Source organism: Paracoccus sediminis (assembly GCF_900188295.1).
Lineage (GTDB): Bacteria > Pseudomonadota > Alphaproteobacteria > Rhodobacterales > Rhodobacteraceae > Paracoccus > Paracoccus sediminis.
On the sequence record NZ_FZNM01000003.1, the window covers coordinates 411,087 to 437,727 of the forward strand.

Sequence of the window (26,641 nt, forward strand, 5' to 3'; positions counted from 1 at the left end):
TGCGCGCCCGTCCTGATCGTCGCGTCCCGGCCTATTCCGCCGGGACTGCCCGCGACTCCTCGACATCCATGATCGGATGCGGCAGATGGATCAGCATTTCCTTGGGGCAGACTTGCAGGAAATTGGTCTTCTCGACCTGCCAGTTCTGAAGGATGTCGCCCGCGCGGCGGGATGCGGTTTCCTTGAAATGCCGCTCGACCAGACTCCTTAGCTGCCCCTCCCAGTGATCCTTGGTGACGGCGCACAGCACCAGCGTTTCGGTGTTGATGTAGTCGCGCGCCACCCCCTGCGGATCGTACAGGTATGCCATGCCGCCGGTCATGCCCGCGCCGAAGTTCGCGCCGATCCGACCCAGGATCACCGCGACGCCGCCGGTCATGTATTCGCAGCCGTTGGTGCCGCAACCCTCGATCACGACCTTGGCGCCGCTGTTGCGGACGGCAAAGCGTTCGCCCGCCCGTCCCGCCGCGAACAGATAACCGTCGGTCGCGCCATACAGCACCGTGTTGCCGATGATCGTGTTGTCATGCGCGGCCAGCGGGCTGGCCATTGGCGGGCGCACCACGATGGTGCCGCCCGACAGACCCTTGCCCACATAGTCGTTGGCGTCGCCCGACACCTCGATCTTCAGCCCCGGCGCGGCGAACGCGCCCAGTGACTGTCCGGCGGAACCGGTCAGGCGGATCGTCAGGTGATCGGGTTGCAGGCTGTTGCGCATCCCGAATTTCTGCACGATCAGGCTGGACGTGCGGGTGCCGATGGTGCGCAGCGTGTTGCGCACGGCATAGGACAGCTGCATCTTCTCGCCATCCTCGAAGAACCGCGCGGCGTCCTTGACGATCTCGCTGTCCAGCGTGTCCAGCACCGCGTTGCGCGGCTTGGTGCGGTCATAGACGATTTTGTCCGCCCCGTCGACGCTGATAAGCAGCGGGTTCAGGTCCAGATCGTCCAGATGCGCCGCGCCCCGGCTGACCTGGGTCAGCAGGTCGGCCCGCCCGATCACCTCGTCCAGGGACCGTGCGCCGATGGACGCCAGGATCTCGCGCACCTCCTGGGCATAGAAGGTAATCAGGTTGACCACCTTGTCGGCGCTGCCCGTGAACATGGCGCGCAGCCGTTCGTCCTGGGTGCAGACGCCCACCGGGCAGGTGTTCGACTGGCACTGGCGGACCATGATGCAGCCCATGGCGATCAGGGCGGCGGTGCCGATGCCGTATTCCTCGGCCCCCATCATCGCCGCCATGACGATGTCGCGGCCCGTGCGCAGGCCCCCGTCGGTGCGCAGCGTCACCCGTTCGCGCAGGCGGTTCATGGCCAGGACCTGATGCGCCTCGGTCAGGCCCATCTCCCACGGCAGGCCGGCGAACTTGATCGAGGTCGCGGGTGACGCCCCCGTGCCGCCGTTGTGGCCCGAGATCAGGATCACGTCGGCCTTGGCCTTGGCCACGCCCGCCGCGATGGTCCCCACGCCCGACGATGCCACCAGCTTGACGGTGATCTTGGCGCGCGGGTTGATCTGTTTCAGGTCATAGATCAGCTGCGCCAGATCCTCGATCGAATAGATGTCGTGGTGCGGCGGGGGCGAGATCAGCGTCACGCCCTTGGTCGAATGGCGCAGGCGCGCGATCAGATCCGTCACCTTCATGCCGGGCAACTGCCCGCCCTCGCCGGGCTTGGCGCCCTGGGCGACCTTGATCTCCAGCTCCTCGCAGGCGTTCAGATATTCGGCGGTCACGCCGAAGCGGCCCGATGCCACCTGCTTGATCTTGGCACAGGGATTGTCGCCGTTTGGCAGCGGATGGGAATGCGCGGGATCCTCGCCGCCCTCGCCCGAATCGGATTTCGCGCCGATCCGGTTCATCGCGATGTTCAGCGTCATGTGCGCCTCGGGCGACAAGGCCCCCAGCGACATGCCCGGCGTCACGAACCGCTTGCGGATCGAGGTGATCGATTCCACCTCCTCGATGGGCACGGGCTTGCCCAGGGTCTTGATGTCCAGCAGGTCGCGGATGTGGATCGGCGGATTGGCCCGCATCGCGGCGCTGTATTGTTTCCAGACGTCATAGGACGCCCGGTCGCAGGCCACCTGCAACAGCTTCATGGTGCTGGCTTCCCAGGCGTGCTTTTCGCCCGACCGGCGCATCTTGTAGAAACCGCCGACCGGCAGCAGGTCCACATTCCCCGTATGGAAAGCCTTGTGGTGCAGGTCCTCGATATCGGATTGCAGGCCGTGCAGGCCGATGCCGCTGATCCGGCTGTGCATTCCGGGGAAATACTCGGCCACCATGGCGCGGGAGAGGCCCACGGCCTCGAAATTCAACCCGCCGCGATAGGACGAGATGACGGAAATCCCCATCTTGGCCATGATCTTCAGAAGACCGGCATCCACGGCGTTACGATATCGCCGCATGTTTTCGATCAGCGTTCCGGTCAGCAGCCCGCGTTCGATCCGGTCCTGGATCGAATCCTGGGCCAGATAGGGGTTCACGGTGGTCGCCCCGCAGCCGATCAGCACGGCAAAGTAATGCGGGTCGATGCATTCGGCGGACCGCACGTTCAGCGAACAGAAGGTCCGCAGCCCCTTGCGCGTCAGCCAGGAATGCACCGCGCTGGTCGCCAGGATCATCGGCATGGCCACGCGATCCGGCCCCTGCCCTTCGTCGGTCAGAACCAGATGGCCCGCGCCCGACCGCACGGCATCCTCGGCCTCGGCCCGGATGCGGGCCAGCCCCTCGGCCAGGGCCTCGCTGTCCGCATCGTCGGGAAAGGTGCAGTCGATCCGCGTCACCGAATCGCCGAACATGCGGGTCATTTCCGCGAACTCGCCGTTGGCGACGAACGGGCTTTCCAGAATCAGGATCTCGGTCTGGGTGCTGGATTCGTCCAGCACGTTCTTCAGGTTCCCGAACCGGGTCTTCAACGACATGACCCGCGTTTCGCGCAACGAGTCGATGGGCGGGTTCGTCACCTGCGAAAAGTTTTGGCGGAAGAAATGGCTCATCGGGCGGTACTGGTTGGACAGCACCGCAGGCGGCGTGTCGTCGCCCATCGACGCGATGGCCTCCTTGGCGTCTTCGGCCATGGGCGCCAGGACATGTTCCAGTTCCTCCAGCGTGTAGCCGGCGGCGGTCTGGCGGCGGCGCAGGTCGTCGCCGCTGAAATGCGCCTGTTCGGGCAGTTCGCGCATGATGTCGTTCAGGTCCACGACCTTTTCGATCCATTCGCCGAACGGCTGGCTGCCCGCCAGGCGGTCCTTGATCTGCGTATCGTGATACAGCCTGCCGTCCACCATATCGACGGCGATCATCTGGCCGGGTCCAAGCGCGCCCTTTTCGCGGACGTTCATCTCGTCCACCGGGACCATGCCGACCTCGGATCCCGCGATCAGCAGGTTGTCGCCCGTCACGACATAGCGCATGGGCCGCAACCCGTTGCGGTCCAGGCCCCCGCAGACCCAGCGGCCGTCGGTCATCGCCAGGGCGGCGGGACCGTCCCACGGCTCCATCACGGCGTTGCAATAGGCGTACATGTCGGCCCAGGCGCGGGGCATGTCGGTGGTGGCCTTGGACCAGCTTTCCGGGACCAGCATGGTCTTGGTCATCGGCGCGCTGCGCCCCGACCGGACCATCACCTCGAACACGGCATCCAGGGCGGCGCTGTCCGACGATCCGGCAGGCACGATCGGCTTGATGTCCTCGGCCATGTCGCCAAAGGCCGACGACGCCATGCGGATCTCGTGGCTGCGCAGCCAGTTCAGGTTGCCCTTCAGCGTGTTGATCTCTCCGTTATGGGCCAGCATGCGGAACGGCTGGGCCAGCCACCATTGCGGGAATGTGTTGGTCGAATACCGCTGGTGATAGATCGCAAAGGCCGATTCGAACCGCTCGTCCTTCAGGTCGGGATAGAATTCCGCGACCTGCTCGGCCAGCATCATGCCCTTGTAGATGATCGACCGGCAGGACAGCGAACAGAAATACAGGCCCGCGATCTGCGCCGCGACGGCCGCGCGTTCGATGCGGCGGCGGATGATGTACAGTTCGCGCTCGAACCGGACCTGGTCGATGTCCTTTTCGCAGCGGATCAGGATCTGCTCGATCTCGGGGCGGGTGGCGTTGGCCTTTTCGCCCAAGACGGCGGTGTTCACCGGGACATGGCGCCAGCCATAGATGTAATGGCCCATGCGCAGAACTTCGGATTCCACGATGGTCCGGCAGGCCTCTTGCGCGGCAAAGTTCGTGCGGGGCAGGAAAACCTGGCCCACGGCGATCAGCTTGTTGTGGTCCGGCTCGTGGCCGGTGCGGCGCACTTGGTCATAGAAGAAGGGCACGGGAATCTGGACGTGGATGCCCGCGCCGTCGCCGGTCTTGCCGTCGGCGTCGACCGCGCCGCGGTGCCAGATCGCTTTCAGCGCGTCGATGCCCGACTGCACCACCTTGCGCGACGGCTTGCCGGCGATGTCGACCACCAGCCCCACGCCGCAGGACGAATGTTCGTCATCCTCGCGATACAGGCTGTGCCGGGCCATCCAGTCGCGGCGGGCCTGTTCGTCCTGTTGCCAATCCATGCTCATCGTCAGGCCCTTTCGTGCAGAAGCTGCGTCAGCAACTGATCGCAGTCGAATTGCGGTTCCGTATCCCCAAAGCCGGATTCGCCCGGAAAGGCGAAGGTGACGGGGCTGTCGTTCGTTTCCTGGCGCGCGCCGGTCCAGTCGGACTGCGTCTCTATGCCGCCGTAAAAGCGGCCGGTCTTGCGGCTGACGAATTGCTGGCCGCTGCGTTCGATCAGCAATTCGCCGGCGGCGTCATAGGTTTTCAGCCGAAAACGGGTGACCTCCAGCTCCTGCCCGTCGATCACGACGGTATCGCCGGTCAGCACGTCCTGACCGACATGGCGCAGCCTTTCGCCCGTATTGGATTCGGTCCAGAAATCGAAATCGTCCGTCCCGCTGTCCAGCAGGGTCTGAAAGCTGGCATGATCCTTGGACCGTTCGACCAGAAAGTCGGCAAGGCCCGTGTTCGGATCGCTGCTTTCCACCCAGCGGGTTTCCGCGTCGATCCGCGACAGGTGGCGCAACCCGTCCTTGCCGAACACGGCGCTGCGCTGATGCCCGGCGGGATCGGCGTCGCAGCGGTAATATTGCACGACCGAACAGCCGCGGTTCTGGACCGTGACCTCTAGCCGACAGCCCTGCGGCGGGGTGAAATTCGCAGCCTGGCCCCCGGACGCGGCCAGCGTCAGCCCCAGTGCCGCAATGATCGGAACCCTCATCGCCCCGCTCCTATTCCGCCGCCACGCGCGCCTCGCCGGTCAGGTATCCGGCGATGGATTCGGCGGCCTCGCGTCCGTCGCGGATCGCCCAGACGACCAGAGAAGCGCCGCGCACGATGTCGCCCACGGCGAAGACGCCCGGCAGGCTGGTCTGGTGGGTCTGGAAATTGGCCTTGATGGTGCCCCAGCGCGTCACCTCCAGCCCGTCGACGCCCCATAGTTTGGGCAGATCCTCGGGCTCGAAGCCAAGCGCCTTGATGACCAGATCGGCGGGTTCGTCGTAGTCGGCGCCCTCGATCAGTTCGGGGGCCTGGCGGCCCGTTACATCGGGCGCGCCCAGGCGCATCTTCTGGACCCGGACATTTGCGATCTGCGGGGCGATCTGCGGCAGGCCGTCCACATCGGCTTCCTGCGCCTGCATCGCGACGCCGGTGACATGGCCGACAAAGGAACCCGGCGCCGACATCCAGACGAATTCGACGCCCTCCTCCTCGGCGTTCTGAACCTCGCGCTGCGATCCGGGCATGTTGGCGCGGTCGCGGCGGTACAGGCATTTGACCGATTGCGCGCCCTGGCGGATCGCGGTGCGCACGCAGTCCATCGCCGTGTCGCCCCCGCCGATGACGATCACGCGCTTGCCCCGCGCGTTCAGTTCGCCGTCGTCGTAATCGGGCACCTCGTCGCCGAAATCGACCTTGTTGGACGCCGTCAGGTAATCGATGGCCCGAACCACCCCGCCCGCGTCGGCATTGTCCAGATTCAGGTCGCGGGTCTTGTAGACGCCGGTCGCGATCAGCACCGCGTCGTGCCGGCCCCGGATGGCGTCGAAGCTGACATCCTCGCCTACGTTGCAGTTCAGCACGAACTCGACGCCGCTGTCCGCAAGCCACTTGTTGCGGCGCAGCACCACGTCCTTTTCCAGCTTGAAGCCAGGGATGCCATAGGTCAGCAGCCCGCCCGCGCGGTCATAGCGGTCATAGATCGTGACCTGGAACCCCTGGCGGCGCAGCATGTCGGCCGCCGCCAGACCCCCCGGCCCCGCGCCGATGATGCCCACGGTTTCGGACCGCTCCATCACCGGGGCCGCAGGGCGGACCCAGCCCATTTCCCAGGCGGTGTCGGTGATGTATTTCTCGATCGATCCGATGGTGACGGTGCCGTGGCCGGACTGCTCGATCACGCAGTTGCCTTCGCACAGGCGGTCCTGCGGGCAGATGCGGCCGCAGATTTCGGGGAATGTGTTGGTCGCCTGGCTGACGCGATAGGCTTCCTCCAGCCGCCCCTCGGCGGTCAGGCGCAGCCAGTCCGGGATGTTGTTGTGCAGCGGGCAATGCGACTGGCAATAGGGCACGCCGCACTGGCTGCACCGGCTGGCCTGTTCCGCCGCCTTGGCATCCGCGAATTCGCGATAGATCTCGTGAAAGTCTTCGCTGCGTTCGATGGCCGGGCGTTTTTCGGGCGTCTCGCGCGGGGTCGAAACGAATGTGAGCATCTTCTGCGTGGCCATGGCTGCGCAACCTTCCGATAACAGGAACTTGTGCAAACCCAATAAACCAAGGGCGAAACGATAAAAAGTCAGTCTTGCTGACCTAAAGGTCATATTTCGATGGCCTGGGCTAACATTTTTGCCGCCGCGACCGGAAACTAGGTCAGTATTGTTTACATTCCTGCAAGAAGGGCCAGCATGACAAGGGTTCCGACCACGATTCGCCACCAGCCGAACAGGGCATAGCCGTGCTGCGACACATAGCCCAAGAGCCAGCGGACCACGATCAGCGCCGTGGCAAAGGCCGCCACGAAGCCTATCGCGATGTTCCCAATCGCGCTCGCATCCAGGATGTCACGGTTCTTGAACAGATCCAGCGCGAACGCCCCCATCATCGTCGGCATGGCCAGAAAGAACGAAAATTCCGCGGCCGCCCGCTTGTCCGCCCCCAAAAGCAGCCCGCCGACGATGGTGGCCCCCGACCGCGACACGCCGGGAACCATCGCCAGACACTGGAACAGGCCGATCTTGAAGGCCATGGACAGGGGAATATCCTCGGCCCGATGATAGACCGGATCCTTGACGGCGCGATCCACCCACAACAGCACGATCCCCCCCAGGATCAGCATCACGGCGATCAGCATGGGGGTTTCGAACAGAACCGTCTTGATGAACCCGTGCGCGATCAGGCCGATGACCACCGCCGGCAGAAAGGCCAGCAGCACCGCCCCCAGGAACCGCCGGGCAGCGGCGTCGTGGGGGGCCGAGGTCAGGATCCGCGCGATCCGCCCCGCATAGATCCCCAGGATCGCCAGCAGGGCGCCCAGCTGGATCAGCACCTCGAACGATCGGCCAGGGGAATCGAAACGCAGGAAATGTCCCGCCAGCAGGATATGCCCGGTCGAGGATACCGGAACGAACTCTGTCAGACCCTCGAGAACCCCAAGGGCGGCGGCAACGATGGTATTGGGTTCCATCAGTCGGTGCGCAGGTTCTTGGCCGACTGCTTGATCGCGTCGTATTGTCCCGATGGCCGGAACCGCCACAGATACCCGTCGATCACCGCATCCGCCGCGACCGGCTGGATGCCCAGATCGGCAAAGCCCCTGGCGCCCGGCGACACCACGTTGTCGCGGCGCAGCAGCGCCAGCTGGTCGCGGCCGAGAGGGCTGGTGAACAGTCCGCCGGTCACGAATTGTACGGCCCCCAGCACGCGCGCGCCGATCCCCGCCAGCCAGAAGGGCATGTTGACCACCCCCCGGCGGCGCATCGTCGCCCGCAGCACCTGCCCCATGATCTGGCGCATGGTCAGCACGTCCGGCCCGCCCAGTTCATAGATGCCGGGCGCGGCCTCGCCCGTGGCGCCCTTGACGGCGGCACGCGCCACGTCGTCGACAAAGACCGGCTGCATCTTGATGCTGCCGCCGACGATCGGCACGACGGGACCGAAACGCGTCATCCCCGCGAAACGGTTGTAAAAGCTGTCCCCCGGCCCGAACATGACCGACGGGCGCAGGATCACCGCGTCGGGGCGATGCCTCAGCACCGCAGCCTCGCCCCGCGCCTTTCCGGCGACATAGGCGCTGTCCGAATCGGCATCGACCCCGATGCCCGAGACGTGGACGATCCGCGCCACGCCCATCTCGGCCGACAGGCGGGCGATGTGTTCGGCGCCATCCTCGAACACGGACTTGAAGGTGCTCTTGCCCTTGGGCGACAGGATGTTGACGCAATTGACCACCGCGTCGGCGTCCGACATGGACGCGCGCACCGACAGGTCGTCGCGGATGTTGCACAGCACCGGCTGGACCTGGCCCACGGCGCCATAGGTGCGGGTGAACAGCGCCTCGTCGGGGCGGCGGACGGCGATGCGGACGCGCCAGCCCTGCCTGGCCATCTGCTGCGCGACCTGACGGCCCAGAAAGCCCGACCCGCCGAAAATCGTGACCAGTTTCGCCATGGGCGCCTCGCCTCCTGATGCCGATGCCTTGCTGTTCCATACCGAAGCCCGCACCGCGCGACAAGGCGCGCGGGCGCCGCAGGCGGGCCGCCGCGGCGACGCCAAAGATTTTCGCACGATTTCTGCCGCGCCCCCATTGACGCCCCCCGCGACTGGCTTTAGGAACCCGCCACACCAGTTGGCCCAGATGGCGGAATTGGTAGACGCGCACGGTTCAGGTCCGTGTGCCGCAAGGCGTGGAGGTTCGAGTCCTCTTCTGGGCACCATTGTCAAATGGAAAACCCCAAGGATCCCAGGATCCTTGGGGTTTTCCATTGGGTGCCTCCGAAATCGCCCGGCGATGAATCCTGGGCGCGGTTCCGTGACACGGGCTGCGGCCGCGCCGCGCGTTCCTGTCGCGGGGGATCCGTCTAGGGCCGCAGCCTTGCGCGGTGCCAGGCCAGCGGGGGCGCATGGGCCGATGCCAGCGGCAGGGCGGGCGCCCGCGCCACGTCCAGCGCCTGCCGCGCCGGGCCGGACAGCGCGGGCGAGACGACCACCCGGCCGTCATCATCAAAGCTGACCAGCCGCGCGTCGAAAGCGGCGTCCCAATGGGCGGCCAGCAGCAGGCCGTTGAACACGTCCAGCCGCTGGGCGTCGCTGGAACATTCGGCCCAGGGCACGACGTGGCTGGCGCGCAGCAGGGCGCGGTCGGCGATCCCGGTCAGGGGACAGCGCCCGCCCCAGTAATCGTCCAGCGCCGCGCGGAACACGTCCTGCCCCACCCGCAACCGCACCTGCGCCGAACGCGTCGTGGCCCGCGCGGGGTCCAGATCCTGGGACGCGGGACCGGCCCAGCCCTGGCCCTGGGCGGCCAGGGCGGCGGCCAGGGCGTCGCCGGGCGCGGCGGGCAGGGCGCGGTGCAGGTGCCAGGCGCGCAGGCAGGCAGCGCGCAGTTCGGTCAGGCCGTCCAGCGCCAGATGGTCGCCCTGCGGCCGGCCATGCCCCTCGGCCGCCAGCAGCCGCATCACAGCAGGCGCGGTCCGCAGGGCGAATCCGTCCGCCGCGATGGCCAGCGCCACCTGACCCGGCGCGTTCTGCGACCGCAGCGTCATCCAGGGCGGCGCGTCCAGCGCGGCCGGAACCACCCCCGCCGGTTGCAGCGTCCAGCCGTTGTCATAGCCGGCCTTTTGCAGCATCAGCCGCCGCGGGCCCGAGGGCGCGGGATCCAGCGTCACAGCCCCACCGCAGCCCAGTCCTGCGCCAGCCGGTCCCAGGCCGCCAGCACCCGCCGCCCGGTGCGATATTCGCCGTGGCGGCGGGTTTCCTTGTCCCGCAGGACGCGAAAGGTTTCGGACGGGTAATCCGCGCCCATCACCCAGGCGGGGTCGAGGATATAGCGCAGGTCGTCCCGGTCCAGCCCATAGGCGCGGGCGTAAAAGGCATCCAGGTCGGCGCGCAGCCCGGCGCGGCGATCCGGATCCCAGGGAAAGGGCGGGCCGTGGTGGTCCAGGTCGCGTGCAAAGGGCGCCAGCGCGTGAGAGGTATAGGTTAGTTCGAGAACGCGGGGGGGTGACGAAGGCCAGCCGGGTCAGCAGCGCCTGCCGCTGCGTCGCCCCGCGCCCGCCGCCAACGCAGGCATGGGCCTCGTCCACGATGACCAGGGGCGGGCAAAACCGGGCGAACTCCTCGCGCCGCCGTTCGGCCTTGATGTAGTCAAGGCTGACAACCGCAAGCGGGTGCGCCTCGAACGGACTTTCGTTCAGGCCCAGCCCGCGCTCCAGCCGCGGCGCGGTTGTGGCGGTGACCGCGGTCGCGTGCAGGTCGAACTTGACGGCAAGCTCGTCCACCCATTGTTCGACCAGATGCGGCGGACAGAGGATGCAGGCGCGCGCGACCTCGCCTCGGTCCCACAGTTCGCGCAGGATCAGGCCGGCCTCGATGGTCTTGCCGATCCCCACATCGTCCGCGATCAGCAGCCGCGCGGGATCCAGACGCAGCGCCATGATGAGGGGGACAAGCTGATAGGACTGCGGCTCGAACGCAATTTGGGCCGAGGAGCGGAACGGACCCGCCCCACGCCGCAGGTTGAGCCGCAGCGCGTCGGCAAGCAGCCGCGCCTCGGTCGAGGTGCCCAGGCGGCTGCCGTCCGGCGCCGCAAAGCGGGCCGGCTGCGGCGGATCAAGTTCCATCGAGGGAATCAGCGTCGTCGCCTCGGACTCGGCCCCCGACAAGGGCCGCAGCCGCAACCTGTCCGGGCCGGAACCGGGCAGGACGACCCATTCCCGCCCGCGCGCGCGGACAAGGCCGCCGGGGGCCGCAAGAGGCAAGGTCATGGCATCTCCAGATGGGCAAGTTCGGCGGGCAGATCGGCAGGCGGGCCGGACAGGCGCAGGACGACAAAGCCCTCATCCTCCAGGGCGGCCGCAAGGGCCGGGTCCGACGCCACGGCGGTGCGGTGACCGCGCCACGAAGCGAGCGCGGCCTTGCCGCCGCGTTCTAGCAGGGCATCGTCAGGGGGAACGATGCCCCACCGGGACGCGGCCTCGACCCATTCGTTGCCAGTGCCCTGCACGGGCGCATGAACCGCCAGGCCCGCCGAGCCGTCCGTGCCATCCGGACCGTGGCGACAAGGCTTTCCTGCGCCGTTTTCGGCCGTCGGCACGGCGGCAAGCAAGTCCGTTAGGAAACCCCGCACGGCGGGCCGGCGGCGGTCGATCAGTTCATGATCCGGTTGGTTGAAATAGGTCAGCACGCAACGATAGCATCCCTCGACGCAGGGCGCATCGTCACGGTCGGTCCAGCCGGTGGATGTTTCATGCAGGTGCATGACCTCAAGCGCGGCACGGACCACCTGACGCAAGTCGTCCAGCCGGGCGATGCGGGACAGAACGCCTGCCCCGCCCTCGGACGCCTCGTAGAACAACAAGCCGTTGCGGGCGGCACGGTCGGGGACGGGATCGACGGCGATCTCGCCTTCTTCCAGCCGGAACACGCGTTCCAGTCCTCGGGCAAGCGCGCTTTGCAGGGTTGCCACGTCCTCGGGTTCCAGGGGCTGGCCCGGCATCACAAGAAGGGCGTTCTTGCGGTCCTCGACCACCGGCAGGACTTTCTGCTCAGGCTCGGCGCCGGGTTTCACGACGGTCTCGTCTTCATCGTTCGTGACCGAACCCAGCCAGCGGCCGCTTTGTGTGCCGATCCGAAAGCCGTAAAGATCCTTCTCTCGACGACGGCGCAGGCCCTTGTTGATGCGGACGATCCGCGCTCGGCCGCCATAGCTGAGGCTGGCCACATGGGCGCCGCCGGCATTGCGCAGGATGATCCGCGTCGGTTCGCCCTGAAAGGCATAGGCGGTCTGCACGTCAAAGCCCTGCCTCTGGCGTTCCTCGTCATTGACCGAAATGCGACTGGCCGGTGCCGCTTCGACGCTTTCGATCCTGAACGTGCCGTTCAGCCGGATCGGATCGGACAGCGCCACCTGACAGCCCTCGCACCGTTCCGGTGCCGTCGCGGACTGGATCGCGCCGCAGTGCGGACAAAGCGCCATGTCGCCGGTGCTCAGGCGGCCATCCGCACCGCGCACCCCGGCCGGCAGCATGGCCCGGACAACGCGAAACGCCTGGCCCTCGTGATAGATCATGCTGCCAGGCCCGAATTCCGAGATCGCAAGAAAGCGCGCCCGCGACAGGAAATCGCCGGGACTGCCCCGTTCGGCCCCCGGCACAAAGGCGGTCAGGGGAAGGCGCGGGAAATTGTATCCGGGCAGAAAGCCTTCGGTTGCCAGATAGCGGTAGGTGAAGAAATCGGACGCGTTGGAATCCGTGCCGCTTTGCAGCAGTTCGATCTGCCTGCGCGCGCTGGCATACGATCGGTCTGCCTGCTTGCGCTCGGCCTCACTGGCCTGCGCGCTTTTGGACACGGCATAGGCGCGATCACGCTGATCGACCGCCGCGCTGAGCCGCCGACGCCAGGAATCGAAGGCGCGGTCGAACCGCTCGAACGCGTTGCGTTCGGTGTGTCGGGCCAAGGCGGGGCCAAAGGATTGCCCGGCGATCTGTTCCAGCACGCTTACCATCCGCGCCGTGGCCCGCGGGCCAAGACCGGGGTTCCTCAATGCCGCAACGACCTCGTCGCGGAGAGGATAGTTCTCGTGCGGCCGGTCAAGCGCCAGAACCTGGGCGATCGCCGGTTCCAGTTCAAACCCGGATTCCGCCAGCCAGATGGCGTGGCAATGCGATACCACCAGATCCTCGTTTCCAAGATCGAGCAGCGGCGGGTGGACGATGCCCGCCACCATCTGGGCGGGATCGGCGAAATAATACTGGTCATGCGGGCTTTGCGCGGCGCAATAGGTCGTAATCAGGGCCGCCTGCCCCGCACGCCCGGCCCGGCCCGCCCGCTGGGTATAGTTGGCCGGAGTCGGCGGGACGTTGCGGAGATGGACATGTTCCAGCGACGAGATATCCACGCCCAGCTCCATCGTCGGAGAGCAGACCAGCAGCGGCAGCCGGCGCGCGGTTTCGCTGGACAGGGGCGGTTCGGCCATCGCCGCCTGGTCATCCGGGCCAAAGCGGAAGCGCCGTTCGCGGTGCTGGCGCAGATCCTTGTCCACCTGGGCGGTATGCTCGCGCCCCTCGACGCCGCGCAACGGGGTGCCGTTCGCCAGCATCTCGTCCGCTGTGCGTGCGTAAAGATTGCGGAAATAGCGGTTTGCCGGGATGCCGTCGCCGGTGTGGCCGGCACGCGGCGGAACCGCATGAAGGCGGATCGCGCCGGGGTCGATCTGCCAGCCCGTCGATCCGAACGGCGTTCGCCGGGCGCGGACATAGCCATGATCGTCATGGGCCAGCGCCGCCAGCAAGGCCTCGATCAGGGTTGCCGCGTCCCTGCGCGAGAGCCGCTGGCCCCACAGCCCTTCATCGGCCAGAGCCTTGCCAAGCGCCGAGCGCCCGCCGCCGCGCAGGATGACTGCCTCGTCCGGCAGCCTGATCGACGCCCGCCCGGTCCCTTCCATCAGCAGCCAGGTCGCCACGCGCGGGCGTTCGCGTTCATGAATCGCCCAGGGCGCCTGAAGGTAGCGGCGGGATTCCTCGGCGGTTTCGCCGAGCCGCTGCTGGTCAAGCGGCTCGGCATCCAGCGCCCTGCGCCCCCCTAGACCGGGTTGCAGCCATTCCCCAAGCGCCGCTTCGTTGTCCCAGCCATAGCCCAGCGCCCGCCTGACCGCATCACCGAAATCCCGGCCCGCAAGACCCCGAGGCCCCGCGTTGCAACAGGCCGCAAGGATCGCCCCGCGCAGCCTGGTAACGAAGACATGGTCGTTGAAATGTCCCGCCTGAAGCGCCGCATCCTGCCGATTGTCGGTAAAGGTCAGCAGCTTGCCCGAACCGGGGGACTGCGCGTCCATCGCCTGAAGCGCGGCGGCGTTCAGCGTCGTCGTGGCCGACGATCGGCCTTCGGCGGACAGGCCGGAAAGGCGGTTGCGGTCGCGCCCCTGCGGCACCGGCACATCTTCGCAGCGCAGGCACAACGAGAACTTGCCCCGCGTGAACCACATCGCCTGCCCCGGCCCCTCGGCCCCGTTTCGGTCAACCGACACCCGTTCCGGAATGCGGTCGCGGTATTGCGGGCGGACACGAAGGCGGCCACCCGGCCCTTCCTCGCGCCATGCGGCGGGCAGGTCGTCTTGGCCATCGAAGGTCAGGCCGTCGGCGCGGCAAAGAAAGCCTACCGCATCCGTGTCGTCTGCCGGACCGTCGTCGATGGATCGGGGCAAAAAGCGCCTGACCGCGCTGTCCGTGACGACCCTGACGGGGTGATAGTCCTGCCCGCACCGGCGGCAGAACCGGACTTCGAACAGTCGTGCCGCGCTATCGGGGTCGGTTTTCTGCTTTTCGAACCGGATCGCCCGCCGGTCTTGCGGTTCCAGCGTCGCATAGAGGCTGTCGGGACCGGACAGATACTGGTGCAGCCGATAGGCCAGAAAGGCGCGGTCGGACGGTCCGCCGCGCATCGTCTCGGGCTGCGAGGCGACCGCCAGCGTCCGCTCCAGCGCCGCAAGGCAGTCGCATAGCGGAAGGCCGGTGTCACGGGCCAAGTCTTGCGCAGCGGCGCTGAGCGTCCGGGGCGGGCGGCGGCGCGGCTGGGGATCGTCGCTCAGGCCGATGCGGGTTTCGGTCCAGATCGTCAATGGGTCGCGCGCAAGCCCTGCGTCGGGCTGCGCCACCACGGGGCGCAGGACCGCCTGGCGCAGCGCATCCGGGGCGACATCGCCTTGGGTCGCGCGAACCAGCGTTTCGCCGATCACGGCCTCTGGACCGATCCGCTTGCCAAAGATCAAGCTGGCGGTTTCCGCGACCACTGCCGCCGGCTCCGCCCCCGCCTCGTCCGAAGCCATGGTCGCCGAGGTGCCGATGAAGCCCAGCCCTTGCGGCGCCAGCCGGTCGCGCAGCCGACGCACCAGCATCGCCACATCCGCGCCCTGACGACCGCGATAGGTGTGCAGTTCGTCCAGCACCAGCCAGTCCAGCCCCTGCGCGTGGTCCAATACCGCCCGTCCCTTGCGGTCGGCCCGCGTCAGCAGCAATTCCAGCATCATGAAGTTGGTCAGCAGGATGTCCGGCGGGTCAGCTGCGATCCGCTCGCGTTCGGCCTCGCTTTCCTGTCCGGTATAGCGCGCGACCTGCGGGGGATTGGCAAGGCCACAGTTCCGCAAGAAGCCGTTGATTTCCTCAAGTTGCGAATTCGCCAGCGCATTCATCGGATAGATGACCACGGCCCGCGTGCGCGGCGGCTCGCCCGCAGCACGGGCACGCAGGGCGGCATCGATGATCGGGATGAAAAAGCACAGCGACTTTCCCGATCCGGTGCCGGTCGTCACGACGAAACTGCGCCGGTCCTGCGCCATGCCAAGCGCCTGATCCTGATGGACGTAGAGATGCAGCGGCGTGCCGTCAGGACGGTGAAAGATCCGCGCCGTGTCGCCCAGGATCGTGCCGTCCATGGCGCGGTCGTTGACGCTTGCGCCAAGCCGGTAGCGCGGGTTCAGGCTGACCAGGGGCTCGCGGACATAGCGCCGGTCCCCATAGGCCCGATCGACCGCGCTGCGAAGGTCAGGGGACAGTATGTTGGCAAACGAGCGCGAGAAATCTTCATACTCGGCGATGATCGTCCGGTTCAGATCGAATGCGTCCATCGCGGCAGCCTTGGTAACTTGCGCCCCCCAGGAAATTGCTGTTGACGCTCAGGATATGGGCATTTCAGACCAGAGAATGCCTCAGAAGGCAAGCAGCGCGCGGGCGATGGGGTCATTCGGCCGTCAGCCTGCCGAAGAAGGTCGCGGCGTCGATTTCGCTGTCCTGCCCCGGACATGGACAGCCCGTGGACCGCAGGTGCGTTCCGACGCGCCGCATCCATGAACGGGGCGGCCGACAAGTTCGGGCGCGCCCGCAGCGGGATCGATCCTTGGCGTCTGCTGCCCGCCCCTGCCGGTGGGCCGCCGCAAGGACTGACGCCGATCGCCCGGCCCGAGGCCGTTTGCGAACGCCCGCGAACAGCCGGCGTCCTTTGCGCGAAACCCGTCCCGAAAACGGTTCGGCCATGGGCCCGCATGAGATGGCCCAGTCGCGCAGAGTTGCGATGCCGACCGGAGAGCATCCGCCGAGATGCGCTTCCTTTCCTGTGGAAATTGTCGTTCCAGCCCTTCCGAAAGGCGTGCCTTGCCAGTGCCGCAAGCGCCCAGCCGGTCGCGGGGCGGGACAAGCCCGCCCCGGCTGCGGTCAGAACTGCCTGCCGATGGCACGGTCCGCCGAGAAACGGCCGCCGCCATGCGCCACGAAATACAGCGTGATCGCCAGCCACAGCAGGGATTTTTCGGCGCCCGCATAGCCTTGGGCCTGCGCGACCCAGTGGAAATAGGTCGTGACGCACAGGACAATGGACGTGGCCAAGGCCGCCGGGCGTGTCAGCAGGCCCACGGCCAGCAGCAGCCCGCCGAAAAATTCGGTCGCCGCCAGCAGCGGCGCCCAGAACCAGCCGGGCTGAAAGCCCAAGCCCTCGACCATGCCCACGGCGTCCATCGGCGCGTTGATCTTGGGCCAGCCGTGCGCCATGAAGGCGATGCCTGCGATCAGGCGCATGTATAGAACCGTCAATGGCGACAGCGCGGCATAAAGCCCGCGCAGGCCGGGAATGATGTAACGGGTGTCGGCGGTGGTGTAATCGGTCATCATGATGATCCTTGACGACTTGCAGCCGCGGCGCGGCGCAAGGAAACGGTGTCTAGCCCCATCGGGGCGCGGTTTCACAGGGTTCGGGGATCAGATGCGCGGCGGCCGCCAGGGAACGGTCCAGCGGGACTCGGACAGGATCGCCGCGCCGAAGGCGGCGTGGACGCGCCGTCCGTGATGCACGGGATTGCCGGAACCGGCCGGCGGAGCCAGGCAAACCAGGCAAACGCCCGGCTTCTTGACGGATTCGGCCGCGCCGCCGGCCAGGCCGGCCGCATAGCACATGTCGTCCGCGCGTATCTGCGGACTGCAAGGGGGTTCGGCGATGTCCGCGCCGGCCACCGCGACGGACATCGCCAGCAGCGATACCATCATCATGATCGTGGCAAGAACTCTCATTCCCATGCGGCCGGACAGTTGCGGATGGCCTGCTATGCCGCAGCAGGGACTGGCCGTTCAAGCGTTTTCAGTCCCCGCCGTTCACATTGCCGAAAGACGTGCCGGGCCTGCAACGCTTGACGCAAGCCCGAACGGCATGAGACATGGCGGGCCATGGTCCTGCGCATCCTGTTCAGCCCCCCGGCCGCCGAACCCGTGGCGGCGCTCTCGGTCCGCTGGCGCCCCCTGCGGCGCGTGCTGATCTGGCTGCGCTGGCTGGCGCTGCGGTTCTTGGCGCTGATGGCGGCCCTGGTCATGTTCTATGCCCTGGTCAATCCCCCGACCACCTGGACCGTCGCGTCCGAGGCGACCGCCCCCCGCGCCTGGGTGGACATCGAGGATATTGCCCCCGTCCTGCGCCGCTCTGTCGTTGCGGCCGAGGATGCGAATTTCTGCCTGCACTGGGGCTTCGACATGGCTGAAATCCGCAAGGTCGTCGCCTCGGGGTCGTCGCGCGGGGCATCGACCCTGACGCAGCAGACGGCCAAGAACGTGTTCCTGTGGCAGGGGCGCAGTTGGACGCGCAAGGTTCTGGAAACCGCCTTCACCCCGATGATCGAGGCGTTCTGGTCCAAGCGCCGCATCCTGGAAGTGTATCTGAACGTCGTGGAATTCGGCCCCGGCATCTTCGGGATCGGCGCTGCGGCACGCGAATACTTCGGCACGACGCCCGACCGGCTGACCCCGGTGCAGGCGGCACGGCTGGCCGCCGTCCTGCCCGCGCCCAAGACGCGCAGCCCCGGCGGCGCGTCACGCCGGTCGCGCGCCATCGCCGACGGGGCGGCGACGATCGAACGCGACGGGCGCGCCGACTGCCTGTAGGGTCTGCCGCTGGCGGTTGAAACGGGACGGGTGCGGGCTTATCAAGGCCCGATGCAAAGCAGGGAACGTGACGCAGGCGATGAACACCAACACCCAGACAACCCGGCTTTACCATTCCGCCCTGTCGCCGTTCTGCCGCAAGGTGCGGCTGGTGCTGGCCGAGAAGCGGATCGAGGTCGAACTGGTCGAGGAGCGGTACTGGGAAAGCCCGCCCGACCTGAGGCGCCGCAATCCCGCCGGAAAGCTGCCGGTGCTGCGCCATCGAGGCATCATGCTGGCCGAAAGCCAGGCGATCGTCGAATACCTGGACGAGGCCGTGCCCCAGCCCGCGCTGATGCCTTCGACTCCTCTGGAACGCCACGAGGTGCGCCGCCTGTGCGCCTGGTTCGACGACAAGTTCAACGCCGAAGTGACGGTTCCCATCCTGACCGAGCGTGTGTGGAAGAAGATCACCCGGCAGGGCCACCCCGACAGCCGGGTGGTCAAGGACGGCCTGCGCGCGATCAAGGACCATATCGATTATCTGGCCACGCTTCTGGAAACCCGCCGCTGGCTGGCCGGCGGCAGCCTGACCCTGGCCGATTTCACGGCCGCCGCGCATTTTTCCTGCCTGGATTACATCTCGGATGTGGATTGGGACCGGTCGGACGTCCTGCGCGACTGGTACGCGACGATCAAGTCGCGCCCGGCCTTCCGGTCGATCCTGGCCGACCAGGTGCCGGGCATCCACCCCGCCCCCCATTATGCCGAGCTTGACTTCGGATAAGGCCGGGGGGCCAGCCCCCCGCCCCCCCCGAGATATTTGGGCCAAGACAAAGAAGCATCTGGCCGCCGAAGCCGAGGCGGCGGGATTTTCGCGGATGCGGGTGACGACCCCGGACGCGGTGCCCGAGGTTGCCCGACGGTTGCAGCAGTTCCTGGAGGCGGGACGGCACGGCCAGATGGCCTGGATGGCGGAACGGACCCATTGGCGCGGCGATCCCGCAGCCCTGTGGCCCGAGGCCAGATCGGTGATCGTGCTGGCCGAGCTTTATACGCCCGATCACGACCCCTTGGCGGTCCTGGACCAGCCGGACCGGGCGGCGATCAGCGTCTATGCCCAGGGGCGGGATTATCACGATCTGGTCAAGAAACGGCTGAAGCGCCTGGGGCGCTGGCTGATGGATCAGGCGCCGGGCGAGGCGATCAAGGTGTTCGTGGACACCGCGCCCGTCATGGAAAAACCCCTCGCGCAGGCGGCAGGCCTGGGATGGCAGGGCAAGCACACGAATCTTCTGTCGCGCGATCTGGGAAGCTGGTTCTTTCTGGGATCGATCTTCACCACCATCCCCTTGCCGCCTGACGCGCCCGAACGCGAGCATTGCGGATCCTGCCGCGCCTGCCTGGACGCCTGCCCGACCGACGCGTTCCCCGCACCCTTCCAACTGGATGCGCGGCGCTGCATTTCCTATCTGACGATCGAGCACAAGGGACCGGTCGATCCGCAACTGCGGCCCTTGATGGGCAACCGGATCTATGGCTGCGACGACTGCCTGGCGGTCTGTCCCTGGAACAAGTTCGCCCGCGCCGGATCCGAGATGCGCTATCGCGGGGCCGAGCCCGCACCGCGCCTGGCCGATCTGGCGGCCCTGGACGACGCAGGCTTTCGGGAACGGTTCTCCGGCAGCCCGATCAAGCGGATCGGACGCGACCGGTTCGTGCGCAACGTCCTGTACGCCATCGGCAATTCGGGCCGGGCGGATCTGGCGGACGTCGCGCGCGGCCTGACCGCAGATGGCGATCCGGCGGTGGCCGATGCGGCCTGTTGGGCCATAGGGCGGCTGGAACGGGCGCAAGGCGTCACAACAGGAAATCGTCCGCGTCAAGATCGATGCGGCCCAGCAGGCGCACCATGAAGTCCGCCTGCCCATCGCCGTTCATGTCGGCCATGATGCGCGTTTCGGATCCGACATGCTGCCAGCGCACCTGCCGGGCCGCGCCGAACGGGTCGTCGTCGATATAGCGCAGGCGCAGCGCGCGCAGATCCAGATGATCCTCTCCGCCGACGAAATCCTGGATCACATCGATCCCCGAGCCGCGGCTTTCGGCGGTCGACACAAAACGGAACACGTCCGCGTCAAGCCCGCCGATCAGCACATCGGCGTCCAGGCCGCCCCGCAACGCGTCCCGGCCCGCCGCGCCGAACAGCGTATCGCGTCCCCCGCCGCCGTCCAGGCTGTCGTTTCCCGCATCCCCCCACAGCCGGTCCAGGCCGCCGCCGCCCCACTGCGCGTCACGTCCGTCGCCGCCCCGCAACCGGTCGTTGCCCGCGTCGCCCGCCAGGGAATCGTTGCCTCCCTCGCCCCACAGGGTGTCGTTGCCGTCGCTGCCGTAAAGGCGGTCGCGACCGGCGCCGCCGTGAACCAGATCCTGCCCGCGCCCCGCCCTGATGCTGTCGTCGCCCGAATCGCCGCGCAGCCGATCATGGCCCGTGCCGCCAGCCAGGGTATCGTTGCCCGCGCCCCCGGCCATCAGGTTGTCGCCCAGACGATCCCGGAGATAATCGTTGCCATCCTCTCCGATCATGGTGTCGTTGCCGCTGCCGCCATCCAGCCGGTCATGGCCCGCCCCGGCCCGCAGGGCATCGTTGCCGGCGCCGCCCAGGATCGTGTCGCGTCCGGCACCCGCGGTCAGGGCGTCATTTCCCGACCCGCCGTCCAGGTGATTGTCGCCGCTGCCGTCATGCAGCAGATCGTTGTTGTCCTGGCCGAACAGGCGGTCATTGCCCGCCTCGCCCGACAGCCGGTCGTTGCCGGCGCCGCCCGCCAGATAATCGTTGCCGGTCCCGCCCCGCAGCCTATCCGTGCCCGCGCCCGCATACAGCGTGTCGTTGCCGTTGTCGCCGTAAAGCCGGTTGTGACCCCAGGCGTCCGTGATGCGGTCGTTGCCATCCTGTCCGTAAAGGATGTCGTTGCCAGCGGCACCGTTCAGCTGGTCGTTCCCGGCGCCTCCCTGGATCAAATCCCCGCCATGGCCGCCATCCAGATAATCGTCGCCGCCATCGCCATACAGCCGGTCGTCGCCGGCATCGCCATACGCCCGGTCGCCGCCGTCACCGCCGGACAGGACATCGCTGCCGTTCCCCCCCCGCAGCATGTCCGTTCCGATTCCCCCCATCAGGGTGTCGGCGCCATCCTCGCCCGACAGGGAATCGTCGCCGCCATGATCCCCCATCCGGTCGTTGCCCGAACCGCCCGTCACGGTGTCGTTGCCCAATCCGCCCTGCAGCGTGTCGTTGCCCGCCCCGGCCCGCAGGACATCGTCGCCGTCATCGCCCCACAGCTGGTCCATGCCCGCGCCCGCGATCAGCGCATCGTTGCCGCCTCCGCCGATCAGGCGGTTATGGCCGTCCAGATCCTCGAGGTAATCGTTGTCATCCTCGCCCGACAGGGTATCGTTGCCCGATTCTCCGTACAGGCGGTCGGCGCCCGGCCCGCCTTGCAGAAGGTCGTCGCCGGTCCCGCCGCGCAGCGTGTCGCTGCCCAGCCCGCCGAGGATCAGATCCCTGCCGTCGTGCCCCAGCAGCATGTCATGGCCCGCATCCCCGAACAGCGTGTCGTTGCCGGGCTGCCCCAGCAGATGATCGGCCCCGTCCCCGCCGCGCAACAGGTCGTTGCCCGCCTGGCCCTGCACGGTATCGTTCCCCGCCCCGGCCGAGGCGGTGTCGTTGCCGCCGCCCGCCTGGATCACGTCGGCGCCGGCCATGCCCAGCAGTTGATCGGCCCCCTCGGTGCCGAAAACCCAGGTGCCGACCGTTACGGGCCGACCCCCAGGATCGATCGTCACGGGATCCAGGGCGGGCAGCCAGTAATGGCCGATGGGAAACATGCCGTTGCCAAAGTCGGACGGCAGCAGGCCATCGCCCGATCTGGTCCGCACCTCGAGGATCGAATTGCCATAGGTGATCCGCATTCCCCAGGACTGTGGCGCAAAGTTCAACTGCCAGACGCTGCGGATCATGCCCAGCATCGACAGATCCAGCCGGTCCAGTCCCGGTTCGTAATCGGCGATCACCGCCCGGCCGTCAAAGCGGGTGACGGCAAAGACATCGGCCCCACCGCCGCCCGTCAGGGTGACGTTGGCATTGCCCGTCACCAGGATGTCGTCGCCTGCCCCGCCGTTCAGGGCCGTTGTCGCCGAGGTCGCCACAAGAACGTCGTCGCGCGCCGTGCCGGTGACAGCCCCCGATCCGGCGATGCTTGTCACCCCCGTCGCGCCGGGGTCGATGGCGATCTGCGTCACCCCCGTTTCGCCGTCCGAGGTGACGAACAGCACGATCTTGCCGCCGATCGTCCTGGCCTCGATCGCGCTGACCTTGGCAAGGGTCATGGCATCGGTATCGATGATGGTCTGCATGTGCAGAAGCCGGCCGTTCGGCAGCAGGGCAAGGATGCTGAGGCCGCCATCGGCGCCCCCCGCGATGACATAGCCGCGCCCGTCGACCACCGCCGTCGCCAGCGCCGTCACCGATTGGAACCGGGTGGTCAGTTCGTCCACCACGTGATCGGTCGCGGTCAGCGCGCCCGTCCTGTCCACGCGGAACACCGACAAGGACGACGAGGTCGCGCCCGCCACCACCAGAAAGCTGCGCCCGCCGAACTGAAGCGCGGCAGCGTCCGACGGGATGTAATATCCCGTCCCCTCGGCCGCGACATGGATCGCGCCCCGGCCCAGCACGCCGTCCGCCCCGATCGTCTGGGTCGCGATGAAATTTCCCAGCGCGGAAATGGCGACCACCAGGCGCTGCCCGTCGACCGTCATCTGGATCACCTTGTCCAACGATGCCTCGGCCGCGCTGGCAGGACGTGGCAGGGCGACGGACGACACCGGGGCCAGGGCGTTGTCGGTGCCGATTCGATGGACCTCCAGCGTCAGACTGTCCTGGCGGGCCGAAATCAGGAAACGGCCGTCGGTGCTGACCATCTGGTCGCTGGCCGACAGGCGCGCGCCGATCCGGTCGGCCGGGAAAAGCTGGCCGATGGCGCCAAGCGCGCCGGTGCTGCCCGCCGTCAGTCCCGCCACGCCCGCGCCGGAATAGCCTTCGACCAGCAGGCGCGCGCCCGCCTGCGTGTCCAGAACGGTGACGGCCGGCTGGGCGTGATAGGTCAGGCCGGCAGGGAAGGCCTGTCCCTGAACCATGGTCAGCGGGGTGCCGGGATCGCTGACGCGATAGCTGCTGATCCCGCCCCGCGTGCTTGCCGCGAACAGCAGCCAGGTGCCGCCGATGTTCGCCATCGCCAGATCCGCCACGCCCGACAGCCATCGGCTCTGCCCGGTGCCCTGGGTGATTACGTGGCGGTACGAAATCATCCTGTCCGTCGAATGCGAGTTTCAATGGCTGGCCCGACCGGGGCCGACAGCTAACAAAACCCTAACCAACGAATTTAGAGAAGCCTGCTTCCAGTTGAAGTTTAACGCAATATCTAACTAAATTTTTAAATTCCGAAGGCCAGCGGCCCGTACATGATGAGACCGGGCTGCAACACAGGGGCGGTTTCCAGCAGCCGGGCCAGATCGTCCACCGTGGTGCGGATCAGGCGTTGGTGGGGATGGCCCACGGCCTCGGCGAACAGCGCGGGCGTGTCGCCCGGCAGGCCATGGGCGCGCAGCCCCGCGGCCAGTTCGGGAAAGCTGCGCTGGCCCATGAACACCACCGTCGTGACCGCCGGGTCGGCGATGGCGGCCCAGTGGATGTCGTCCGGCAGGCGCCCGGTGACATCGGCGCCGGTGATGAACTGCACCCGCCGCGCGGTCAGCCGCCGTGTCAGCGGGATCCCCGCCGCCGCCGCCGCCGCGCTGGCCGACGTGACGCCGGGCACGATCTCGAAGGCGATGCCGGCGGCGGCCAGGGCGACCAGCTCCTCCTCCAGCCGTCCGAAGATGCCCGAATCGCCGGATTTCAGACGCACCACGCGTCGGCCCGCCAAAGCGTGTTCGACCAGCAGCGCGTTGACGTGATCCTGCCGGGCCGAGGGACGGCCCGCGCGCTTGCCCACCGCGATCAGTTCGGCCTGGGGATGGGCATGGTCCAGGACCGGCCCCGATGCCAGGTCGTCGTAAAGAACCACCTGGGCCTGGGCCAGACGGCGCACGGCCTTCAGCGTCAGCAATTCGGGATCGCCCGGCCCGGCCGAGACCAGGGATACGAAGACGGAAGGGGTGGCGGGATCGGACACAAGGCCAGCTTTCAGGGGCGGTTCACGCAAGAAATTCCGCTATATCACCCATGCGGCCTCTGGCAATCCGCAGGGACATGAAACCTTTTGGTCCGCCGCGCGTGAACCGGGGATTGAACACGAGGCAAGCAATGACCGTCATCTGCTGGTTCCGCCGGGTGCTGCGGCTGGACGACCACCCGGCCTTGGCCGCCGCCGCCAAGAACGGCGCGGTGATCGCGCTGGCGATCCTGGATCCCGCCGACGCCGCGGCCCATCCCGCATCGGCCCAGCGGCAGGCCATGGCCCTGCCGCCGTTGGACGCGGGGCTGCGCGCGCGCGGCAGTCGCCTGATCGTGCGCCGCGGCGATCCCGCCACGGTGCTGGCCCAGGTCGTCCGCGACAGCGGCGCGGTGGCCGTCCACACCTCCCAGGGCCTGCCCTTTGCCGGTGACGACGGCTTGCAGGCGGCCGTGGCGGGGGCGGGCGCCGTTCTGCACGTGCATCCGCTGGCCGATCTGGTCCCGCGCGGCAGCGTTCTGACGGGCAGCGGCACCCGGTTCAAGGTCTTCACCCCCTTCTGGCGCGCCTTGCGCCGCACGCCCATCGCCGAACCGCTGCCCGCCCCGCGCCTGACCGCGCCACCCGCATGGCCCGCCAGCGACGGCCCGGACTGGCCCGAGGCGCGCCGGGCGATGGATCGGGGATGGGATGTCGTGGCTCGTCATGTCCGGGCCGGAGAGGATGCCGCCCTCGACCAACTGGAGGCTTTCCTGAACCGCATCACGGCCCGCTATGCCGAGGGCCGCAACCGTCCGGCCGATGACGACGCGACATCGGGCCTGTCGGATGCCCTGGCGGTAGGGGAAATCAGCGCCCGCCGGATCTGGCACCGGGCCATGGCCGCGCAGCAGGATGGCCAGGGCGGGATCGAGGATTTCCTGCGCGAACTGGCGTGGCGGGATTTTGCCCGCGATCTGTTCCATGCCTCGCCCAACATCGACCGGACGTGCTGGCGACCGGAATGGAACGATTTTCCATGGCGTGGCGACGGGCCGGATGCCGAGGCGTGGCGCCGCGGCAGGACCGGCATCGCCATGGTGGACGCCGGGATGCGCGAACTGTTCGCCACCGGGCGGATGCACAACCGTGTGCGGATGATCGCCGCCAGCTTTCTGGTAAAGCACCTGATGATCGACTGGCGCGTCGGCCTGGACTGGTTCGCGCGGTGCCTGACCGACTGGGACGCTGCCAACAATGCGATGAACTGGCAATGGGTGGCGGGCTGCGGGCCGGATGCCTCGCCCTTTTTCCGGGTGTTCAACCCGGATACGCAAGGCACGAAATTCGATGCCCGTCGTCGGTATCGCGACCTGTGGCTGGACCCCGATGCTGTCGGTGCACAGGAGTTTGCCGATGCGGCCCCTCGGTCGTGGCGGGTCGATCCGCACGACCGCCTCGCGCCGATGGTGGATCTGGACACGGGCCGCCAAAGGGCGTTGGACGCCTATGGCCGGTTCAAGCGCAGGGATCGGGCGGCGCGATAGGCCAGCAGCAGGGCCGCGACTGCGGCAATCGCCAGAACGGGCGGGTTCGCGGGCGACAGGTTCGCGGCCATGACCCCGGCCAGCGCCCAGACGACACCGGCGGGATAGGCCCATTCCGCAGGCCGCGCCGTCTGCACGCCCAGCGCCAGCGCGGCCACCCCCAGCAGACACAGGATCGCCGCCGCCTGTTCGGACAAGACGCCGTACCCGCCCAGCACCATGCCTAGCGACGCCCCCGTCGCCGCCGTCAGCCAGCCCGCATAGAGGGCGACCGGACGGACCTGCCAGATCGCGTCGCCCGTCCCGGCCCGCAGAAAGGCCAGGATGGCCGGCGCCAGCATCGCCACGATCAGGACCGTGGCGCCGATCGGGGTGCGATGGGCCGTCTCGATCCAGAAGGTTCCCAGGACCAGACTGACCAGCAGGGCGGGGCGCATCGGCTGCCATTGGGGATCCTGGACCCGTTTCCAGACGCCAAACCCCGAACCCGCGATCAGCGAGGCATAGATCAGCCCCCAGATCGCAAAGGCCCAGCCCGCCGGCTGGATCGGCGGATCGTCCTGCGGGATCGGGAATTGGTCGGGCCGATAGCCGCCAAAGCCGTTCGACAGCATGGGCGACACGGCAAAGGCGATGGCTGCCAGAAGAACAAGAACGGACACAAGGCGGGGCATGGAACCTGCACGCGAACGACGGGGACGCAGCGACAACGCAATGCCCCG

General features: G+C 67.7%; 16 protein-coding genes and 1 tRNA gene. 5 read left to right on the top strand and 12 right to left on the bottom strand.

From position 1 onward, the window contains the following. Positions 1-31: 31 nt before the first annotated feature. From gltB to CHB77_RS07485, 5 genes are all read right to left on the bottom strand, one after another. Complete coding sequence (gene gltB, locus CHB77_RS07465; protein WP_165456228.1) at positions 32-4,564, bottom strand: glutamate synthase large subunit; 4,533 nt, start codon at positions 4,562-4,564, stop codon at positions 32-34. Positions 4,565-4,572: 8 nt separating this feature from the next. After that, positions 4,573-5,268 (bottom strand): hypothetical protein, encoded by a 696-nt coding sequence (locus tag CHB77_RS07470; protein WP_089387540.1) that lies wholly within the window; start codon positions 5,266-5,268, stop codon positions 4,573-4,575. 10 nt (positions 5,269-5,278) lie between these two features. Continuing rightward, the gene (locus CHB77_RS07475) at positions 5,279-6,775 is read right to left on the bottom strand and encodes an NAD(P)-dependent oxidoreductase (RefSeq protein ID WP_089387541.1); all 1,497 of its coding nucleotides are present in this window, start codon (positions 6,773-6,775) and stop codon (positions 5,279-5,281) included. A gap of 152 nt (positions 6,776-6,927) precedes the next feature. Continuing rightward, positions 6,928-7,734, bottom strand: a complete 807-nt coding sequence (locus CHB77_RS07480; protein WP_176430320.1) for an undecaprenyl-diphosphate phosphatase — start codon at positions 7,732-7,734, stop codon at positions 6,928-6,930. Then, entirely contained in the window at positions 7,731-8,714 is a 984-nt protein-coding gene (locus tag CHB77_RS07485; protein ID WP_089387543.1) for a complex I NDUFA9 subunit family protein, read from the bottom strand. The genes CHB77_RS07480 and CHB77_RS07485 overlap by 4 nt, the downstream gene beginning before the upstream one ends. A 181-nt stretch (positions 8,715-8,895) precedes the next feature. On the opposite strand from CHB77_RS07485, the gene CHB77_RS07490 reads away from it, so the two are divergent. Continuing rightward, positions 8,896-8,980: transfer RNA gene (locus tag CHB77_RS07490), tRNA-Leu, on the top strand. A 144-nt stretch (positions 8,981-9,124) separates the two neighbouring features. Here the strand turns inward: CHB77_RS07490 and CHB77_RS18620 are convergent. The 4 genes from CHB77_RS18620 to CHB77_RS07515 all read right to left on the bottom strand — a co-directional run bounded on the left by CHB77_RS18620 (position 9,125) and on the right by CHB77_RS07515 (position 17,317). Then, positions 9,125-11,029, bottom strand: coding sequence for an HNH endonuclease (locus tag CHB77_RS18620; protein ID WP_131023328.1), 1,905 nt, complete (start codon positions 11,027-11,029; stop codon positions 9,125-9,127). Continuing rightward, positions 11,026-15,885: a DEAD/DEAH box helicase gene (locus CHB77_RS07505; protein WP_089387545.1), complete on the bottom strand. Its 4,860-nt coding sequence runs from the start codon at positions 15,883-15,885 to the stop codon at positions 11,026-11,028. The genes CHB77_RS18620 and CHB77_RS07505 overlap by 4 nt, the downstream gene beginning before the upstream one ends. A gap of 583 nt (positions 15,886-16,468) precedes the next feature. Continuing rightward, complete coding sequence (locus CHB77_RS07510) at positions 16,469-16,921, bottom strand: DoxX family protein (RefSeq protein WP_242626562.1); 453 nt, start codon at positions 16,919-16,921, stop codon at positions 16,469-16,471. A gap of 87 nt (positions 16,922-17,008) precedes the next feature. Further along, the gene (locus CHB77_RS07515; RefSeq protein WP_131023329.1) at positions 17,009-17,317 is read right to left on the bottom strand and encodes a hypothetical protein; all 309 of its coding nucleotides are present in this window, start codon (positions 17,315-17,317) and stop codon (positions 17,009-17,011) included. Positions 17,318-17,470: 153 nt separating this feature from the next. On the opposite strand from CHB77_RS07515, the gene mtgA reads away from it, so the two are divergent. The 3 genes from mtgA to queG all read left to right on the top strand — a co-directional run bounded on the left by mtgA (position 17,471) and on the right by queG (position 20,073). After that, positions 17,471-18,178, top strand: coding sequence for a monofunctional biosynthetic peptidoglycan transglycosylase (mtgA, locus tag CHB77_RS07520; protein ID WP_089387547.1), 708 nt, complete (start codon positions 17,471-17,473; stop codon positions 18,176-18,178). Positions 18,179-18,257: 79 nt separating this feature from the next. After that, complete coding sequence (gene fzlA, locus CHB77_RS07525; protein WP_089387548.1) at positions 18,258-18,944, top strand: FtsZ-binding protein FzlA; 687 nt, start codon at positions 18,258-18,260, stop codon at positions 18,942-18,944. A gap of 34 nt (positions 18,945-18,978) precedes the next feature. Further along, a complete protein-coding gene (gene queG / locus CHB77_RS07530) occupies positions 18,979-20,073 on the top strand; it encodes a tRNA epoxyqueuosine(34) reductase QueG (RefSeq protein ID WP_278185010.1) in 1,095 nt (364 codons plus the stop codon). Here queG and CHB77_RS07535 read toward each other — a convergent pair. Both CHB77_RS07535 and cobA read right to left on the bottom strand, forming a co-directional pair. Beyond that, the gene (locus CHB77_RS07535; protein ID WP_089387549.1) at positions 20,018-23,527 is read right to left on the bottom strand and encodes a M10 family metallopeptidase C-terminal domain-containing protein; all 3,510 of its coding nucleotides are present in this window, start codon (positions 23,525-23,527) and stop codon (positions 20,018-20,020) included. The genes queG and CHB77_RS07535 overlap by 56 nt on opposite strands. A 125-nt stretch (positions 23,528-23,652) precedes the next feature. After that, positions 23,653-24,423 (bottom strand): uroporphyrinogen-III C-methyltransferase, encoded by a 771-nt coding sequence (cobA, locus tag CHB77_RS07540; protein ID WP_242626564.1) that lies wholly within the window; start codon positions 24,421-24,423, stop codon positions 23,653-23,655. Positions 24,424-24,524: 101 nt separating this feature from the next. Here cobA and CHB77_RS07545 point away from each other — a divergent pair, with 101 nt between their 5' ends. Further along, on the top strand, positions 24,525-25,919 hold the full coding sequence (locus CHB77_RS07545) for a cryptochrome/photolyase family protein (protein WP_165456217.1): 1,395 nt from the start codon (positions 24,525-24,527) through the stop codon (positions 25,917-25,919). On the opposite strand, the gene CHB77_RS07550 is transcribed toward CHB77_RS07545, so the two are convergent. After that, the gene (locus CHB77_RS07550; RefSeq protein ID WP_165456218.1) at positions 25,880-26,593 is read right to left on the bottom strand and encodes a tryptophan-rich sensory protein; all 714 of its coding nucleotides are present in this window, start codon (positions 26,591-26,593) and stop codon (positions 25,880-25,882) included. The two genes, CHB77_RS07545 and CHB77_RS07550, sit on opposite strands and share 40 nt — an antisense overlap. Positions 26,594-26,641: the final 48 nt, after the last annotated feature.